General features: G+C 71.1%; 5 protein-coding genes. 3 read left to right on the forward strand and 2 right to left on the reverse strand.

What is annotated here, in order from left to right:
- Nucleotides 1-4 precede the first annotated feature (4 nt).
- Together B082_RS0111755 and B082_RS0111760 are read right to left on the reverse strand one after the other, a co-directional pair.
- Entirely contained in the window at nucleotides 5-1,651 is a 1,647-nt protein-coding gene (locus B082_RS0111755) for a penicillin-binding transpeptidase domain-containing protein (protein ID WP_037709910.1), read from the reverse strand.
- Between the two features lie 136 nt (nucleotides 1,652-1,787).
- Nucleotides 1,788-3,566 (reverse strand): dolichyl-phosphate-mannose--protein mannosyltransferase, encoded by a 1,779-nt coding sequence (locus B082_RS0111760; protein WP_018551995.1) that lies wholly within the window; start codon nucleotides 3,564-3,566, stop codon nucleotides 1,788-1,790.
- A 53-nt stretch (nucleotides 3,567-3,619) separates the two neighbouring features.
- On the opposite strand from B082_RS0111760, the gene rsmI reads away from it, so the two are divergent.
- The 3 genes from rsmI (at nucleotide 3,620) to B082_RS0111775 (ending at nucleotide 5,986) form a co-directional block, all read left to right on the forward strand.
- Complete coding sequence (gene rsmI, locus B082_RS0111765; RefSeq protein WP_037709911.1) at nucleotides 3,620-4,516, forward strand: 16S rRNA (cytidine(1402)-2'-O)-methyltransferase; 897 nt, start codon at nucleotides 3,620-3,622, stop codon at nucleotides 4,514-4,516.
- A 159-nt stretch (nucleotides 4,517-4,675) separates the two neighbouring features.
- The gene (locus B082_RS0111770) at nucleotides 4,676-5,062 is read left to right on the forward strand and encodes a hypothetical protein (protein WP_018551997.1); all 387 of its coding nucleotides are present in this window, start codon (nucleotides 4,676-4,678) and stop codon (nucleotides 5,060-5,062) included.
- Nucleotides 5,063-5,119: 57 nt separating this feature from the next.
- The gene (locus B082_RS0111775) at nucleotides 5,120-5,986 is read left to right on the forward strand and encodes a TatD family hydrolase (protein ID WP_018551998.1); all 867 of its coding nucleotides are present in this window, start codon (nucleotides 5,120-5,122) and stop codon (nucleotides 5,984-5,986) included.
- Nucleotides 5,987-6,232 lie beyond the last annotated feature (246 nt).

Below are 6,232 nucleotides of genomic sequence, written 5' to 3' on the forward strand. Positions count from 1 at the left end.
CCCGTCACGGCCCCGCACGCAGGACCTCGGCGACGACCGGGCCCGCCGCGTCGCCGCCGTGGCCGCCGGACTGGACGAGGGCGGCTGCCGCGAGGTCGTTGCAGAAGCCGGTGAACCAGCTGTCGGACGTGGCGTGGCCGTCGACCTCCGCCGAGCCGGTCTTGGCGCCCTTGTCACCGCGCACACCCGCCATGGCCTGGGTGGCGGTGCCCTCGGGGGCGGTCGCGGCGTAGCGCAGCATGTTCTTCAGCTGCGAGGACACCCCGGGCGGCAGCGGGCTCGCGGTGGCGAAGGTCCGGTTGTCGAGGTCCTTCGGGACGATGTAGGGCTGGAGGAACTGGCCCCTGACCGCGGTCGCGGTGACGGAGGCCATGTTCAGCGGGTTCATCTGGATCTTGCCCTGGCCGATGAACGAGGCGGCCGTCTCGGCGTCGGAGGACGCCGGCACCTCGCCGTCGGCCGTCACCATGCCCGTCTGCCAGTTGAGGCCGATCCCGAAGTACTGCTTGGCCTCGGTGCCGAGGGCGGTGTCGCGCTTGTTGCCCAGGGGCAGCACCGGTTTGATGAACGCGGTGTTGCAGGACCTGGCGAACGCCCGCTTCAGCGTGGGGTTGTCCGTCATCGAGAAGTCGTCCAGGTTGTGGAAGACGACCCCCACCCAGGGCACGGTCGAGGGGCACTCGACGGGCGTGTTCTCGCCGCCCAGGCCGTTCTGGATGATCATCGCGGCGGTGATGATCTTCATCGTGGAGCCGGGGGCGACCCGGCCCTGCCGGGCCGCGTCGAAGCTGTCGTCCCGGTTGTTCGCGATGGCCCGGATCGCCCCCGTCGACGGCTCGACCGCCGCGACCGACGCCTGCGCGAACTTCTTCACGCCCCGCTCGGCCGCCGCCTGGATCTTCGCGTCCAGTGTGGTCTGCACCCGGCCCGGCTTGCCCTTGACCAGGGTCAGCAGAGTCCTGTCCGCGCCGTCGGCGTTCGCGCTGTTGATCCAGGTCTCGACGCCGGCGGTGCCACCGGCCTTCTCGCCGTACTTCTTGCGGAGCTCGTCCAGGATGCCGCCCAGCGACGGGTACTTCTCGGTACTGAGCACCTGGCCGTTGCGGTCGACCGCCTCGATCGCCGCGGAGGACGCCTCGCCCGTCTCCAGCGACTCGCCCTTCGCGAGGTCCGGATGGATGACCGAGGGCTCCCAGTCGACCAGCGCGTGCCCGGTCGTCAGTCCGCGGACCACGGTCAGCTTCGAGGCGTACGACCAGGGCTTGGACGTGCCCTTGTACGAGACGGTCGCCTTCACGGTGTACGGGACGGTCGAGCCGGTCGCCGCGCCCGGGGTGATGACCGCCTTGGTTACGTGGGCCGTCTCGCTGTAGCCGGCCAGCGCCGGTTCCGCGTCGCCCTTGTTGTTGGTGAGCTCCGCCGCGACCGCCGCTTCGCCCTTCGCCCACGCGGCGAGGAACTTCTCGGACGTCTCGGCGATCTCCTTCTCGGTGACCGGGCCGGTCCTCACCTCGGACGAGTCGGCGGCCGTACTCGTACCGCCGCCCCCGCCACCGAGCCCGTCCAGGACGTTGTACGCCCCGTATCCCACCCCGCCCAGCACGAGCGCGAACGCCCCGCCGACTATGCCTATCTTCGCTCCACTACGCATTCCCTGTCGTCCCCATCCCCCCGGAGCCCCCTCTTGAACGCGTTCAAGAGGGCTGTGCGAGGCACTTTACGGGACAGTAGTGACAAGGGACTTGGTTGTTATCGGAATGCGATGCGCTACGGCGTCAACAAGCCCATCAAATCCAGGTATCCAGCCACATCCGGTCCCGCCAGGAATCCTCCGGAATGGGAGTTCCCGTGTACAGCGGCCAGAAATAGATGAAATTCCAGACGATCAACAGAACCAGCACACCGGCCGCCACCGCCCCCAGTGTCCGGCGCCGTTCGCCCGAGGGATCGGGTTTCGCCAGGCCCAGTTCGTACCGGGGCCCGGAGTCCGCCGCCGGGCCCAGCATCGCGCCGATCATCATCGCCACCGCGAGACACAGGAACGGCACGAACACCACCGCGTAGAAAAGGAAGATGGTGCGTTCCTGGTACAGGAACCACGGCACCCAGCCCGCGGCCACCCCGCAGGCGATCGCGCCCGCCCGCCAGTCGCGGCGGAAGATCCAGCGCCACAGCACGTACGCCAGGGCGAAACAGGCCGCCCACCACAGCAGAGGGGTGCCGATGGCCAGGACCTCGCGGGAGCACTTGCCGGTCGCCGACGCCGCGCAGCCGTTCTGCTCCTCGTAGAAGTACGAGACGGGCCGGCCCAGCACGATCCAGCTCCACGGATTGGACTGGTACGTGTGACCCGACGTCAGGTTCACATGGAAGTCGAACACCTGGTTCTCGTAGTGCCACAGGCTGCGCAGCCAGTCCGGCAGCCACGTCCAGTGGCCGCCCCTGCCGTCGGTCGCCGCCCAGTCCCGGTAGTAGCCGTGCCGGTCCGGGCCGTCGCGGACGATCCAGCCGGTCCACGACGCGAGGTACGTGAGGACCGCGACCGGCACCGTCGAGACGAACGCCGGCACCACATCCCGCCGCAGCACCGCCAGGTACGGGCGCACCGCGCCGGCCGTGCGGCGCGCGCCCACATCCCACAACACCGTCATCAGGCAGAACGCGACCAGGACGTACAGCCCGTTCCACTTCGTGGCGGAGGCCAGGCCCAGCGAGATCCCGGCGGCGATCCGCCACGGGCGCCAGCCCAGGCGCAGCCTCTCGGCGACCGCGGCGTCCGGACGCAGCACACCCTCCGCGTCGACCGGCAGCGCTGCCGCGAGCCGCTGCCTGGACCGGTCGCGGTCGATCAGCAGACAGCCGAACGCGGCCAGCACGAAGAACATCAGCACCAGGTCGAGCAGCGCGGTGCGGCTCATCACGAAATGCAGCCCGTCCACCGCGAGCAGCAGCCCCGCCAGACAGCCCAGGAACGTCGAGCGGAACAGCCTGCGGCCGATCCGGCACAGCATCAGCACCGACAGCGTGCCGAGCACCGCGACCATGAACCGCCAGCCGAACGGCGTGAACCCGAACATCTGCTCACCGAGGCCGATGATCCACTTGCCGACCGGCGGGTGCACCACATAGCCCGGGTCCGTCGGCACCGGCACCTGCGACGGGTCGTTCAGGATCAGCTTGTCGACGTCCTTCGGCCACGCCCCCTCGTACCCCTGGTTGATCAGCGCCCAGGAGTCCTTGGCGTAGTACGTCTCGTCGAATATCACCGCGTGCGGGCTGCCCAGCTTCCAGAACCGCAGCACACCCGCGACCAGCGCCACCAGCAGCGGCCCGCCCCACGCCGACCAGCGCACCACCCGCTCCGCGAGCAGCGGCGGCACGCCGAGCACCGCCCACAGCTGGAACCCGGGCCGCGTGTACGGCGGAATCAGCCGCTCCCGCAGCCCGATCCCGGGGCGCGGGTAATGGCCGAAGCGGCGGAGCCGCTGCTGCCAGGAAGTCGGCTCCGGGCCGTGCTGCTCCCCGGCGTCTTGGCCCTGCCGGGCTTCGGGCGCTGTACTCGTCACCGCGCCATCGTAGGGAACGCGACTGTGCGGGTCTCGCTGCCCGTGCTGGGAGGATGGGCGTTGTGACTGGAACGACTGGAACGCTCGTGCTCGCAGGGACCCCCATCGGCGACCTGGCGGACGCCCCGCCACGCCTCGCCGCCGAACTGGAGGCCGCCGACGTCATCGCCGCCGAGGACACCCGCAGGCTGCGCCGGCTGACCCAGGGGCTCGGCGTCCACACCACGGGCCGCGTCGTCTCCTACTTCGAGGGCAACGAGACCGCCCGTACGCCCGAACTCGTCGAGGCGCTGGCCGGCGGCGCCCGGGTCCTGCTCGTCACGGACGCCGGCATGCCCTCCGTCTCCGACCCCGGCTACCGGCTCGTCGCCGCCGCCGTGGAACGCGGCATCAAGGTCACCGCCGTCCCCGGCCCGTCCGCAGTGCTCACCGCGCTCGCCCTGTCCGCGCTGCCGGTGGACCGCTTCTGCTTCGAGGGCTTCCTGCCGCGCAAGGGCGGCGAACGCCTCTCCAAGCTCCGCGAGGTCGCCCGCGAGCCCCGCACGATGGTCTTCTTCGAGGCCCCCCACCGGCTCGACGACACCCTCGCCGCGATGGCCGAGGTCTTCGGCGCGGAGCGGCGGGCCGCCGTCTGCCGCGAGCTGACCAAGACGTACGAGGAGGTCAAGCGCGGCCCCCTGGCCGACCTCGCCGCCTGGTCGGCCGCCGAGCAGGTACGCGGTGAGATCACCGTCGTCGTGGAGGGCGTGGCCCCGGGAGGCGAGGAACTGGACGCCGAGGAGCTGGTACGCAGGGTGCGGGTGCGCGAGGAGGCGGGGGAGCGGCGCAAGGAGGCCATCTCCGCCGTCGCCGCCGACGCCGGACTGCCCAAACGCGAGGTGTTCGACGCCGTCGTCGCGGCAAAGAATGCGGCCAGGACCGGCCATGCGGACGGTAAAGGACTATCGTGAAAAGCAAAGCGAGAGCCGCGTACCGGGCCGTTTCGCCACGACAAGGCCAAAACCGCTCCAACACTCGACAGGGCCCGGTGCGCTTCCGCCGGTAGAGGCGTCCACTGGATCCAGGACGCATTCTCCGGAGTGCTTGTCCAGCGGACAAGAGGAGCAGGCATGAGCGACATAGCAACCACCGTGCACGAGGCCTACGCCTTCGCCTGCATGAGGTGCGGATACGGCTGGGAACAGTCCTACGAGATCGAGCACCACGTCGACGCCTCCCAGCACGCCTACGTGGTCTACAAGGCGGACGGCGAGCGGGTGCCCTCCCCCCTCTCCACCCCCACCTGCGGGAACTGCGGCGGGCACGTCGTACGGATCATGCGGGCCGGCCGGGTATCGACCGTCCAGCAGCTCCTGCGCAACCCGGACCGCACCCGGCCGGCGGCGGGGCCGCTGACCCCCGAGGAGCCGCGCGAGGAGCCCGTCGCCGCCACCGCGGTCCCGGCCGCCGGCCACCACTGGCACTTCTCCGACCTTCTGCACCCCTTCCGCAAATGAGCCGTAGGCCGTGTGCGGCCTGAGCCCGTCCGCCGCGGTCCTCGTACGATCGTGGCCATGAGCCGTACCGAAGCCCCGCCGCTGCCCGAACCCCTCCGGGTGCCGGTCGCCGATTCGCACACCCACCTGGACATGCAGGACGGCACCGTCGAGGAGGGCCTCGCCAGGGCCGCCGCGGTCAACGTGACGACCGTGGTGCAGGTGGGGTGCGACGTGAAGGGGTCCCGCTGGGCCGCGGAGACCGCCGCCGCGCACCCCGGTGTGCACGCGGCGGTGGCCCTGCACCCCAACGAGGCGCCGCGCATCGTGCACGGTGACCAGGATGGCTGGTCGCGGCAGGGGGCCCGGGAGGGCGGTGGCGCCGCCGCCCTCCACGAGGCCCTCGCCGAGATCGACGCACTGGCCGCGCTGCCGCACGTGCGCGGGGTCGGCGAGACCGGCCTCGACTACTTCCGCACCGGGCCCGAGGGCATGGCCGCCCAGGAGGAGTCCTTCCGCGCCCACATCGAGATCGCCAAACGCCACGGCAAGGCGCTCGTCATCCACGACCGCGAGGCCCACGCGGACGTCCTGCGCATCCTCGCGGACGCGGGGGCGCCGGAGCGGACCGTCTTCCACTGCTACTCCGGCGACGCGGAGATGGCGCGGGTGTGCGCCCGCGCCGGGTACTTCATGTCGTTCGCCGGCAACGTGACCTTCAAGAACGCCCAGCCGCTGCGCGACGCGCTGGCGGTGGCGCCGGTGGAGCTCGTCCTCGTCGAGACCGACGCGCCCTTCCTGACCCCGGCCCCCTTCCGGGGCCGCCCCAACGCGCCGTACCTGATCCCGGTCACGCTCCGGGCGATGGCGACGGTGAAGGGGCTGGAGGAGGACGAGCTGGCGGCGGCGGTGGCGGACAATACGGCGCGGGCGTTCGACTACTGAGTCGCCCCGGGTCCGGGGCGCGGGGTTCCGTCCTCAATCGCCGGACGGGCTTGGGGTGGCGTCGTCGTCCGTGGGGTGCGGGTCGCCCACCGTCCGGTGGGTGGGGGCGGGGTCCCTCCGGGCAGACTCCTCAAAAATGGCGTGTTCACCCGACGACGAACAGGTACCCGGGTCGTACGCCATTTTCTGCGGGGACTGCCCTGCACGCCCCCACCCGGACGCGTATGCGTCTGCGACAGTCGTCCC

The organism is Streptomyces sp. ATexAB-D23, from assembly GCF_000373645.1.
Lineage (GTDB): Bacteria > Actinomycetota > Actinomycetes > Streptomycetales > Streptomycetaceae > Streptomyces > Streptomyces castrisilvae.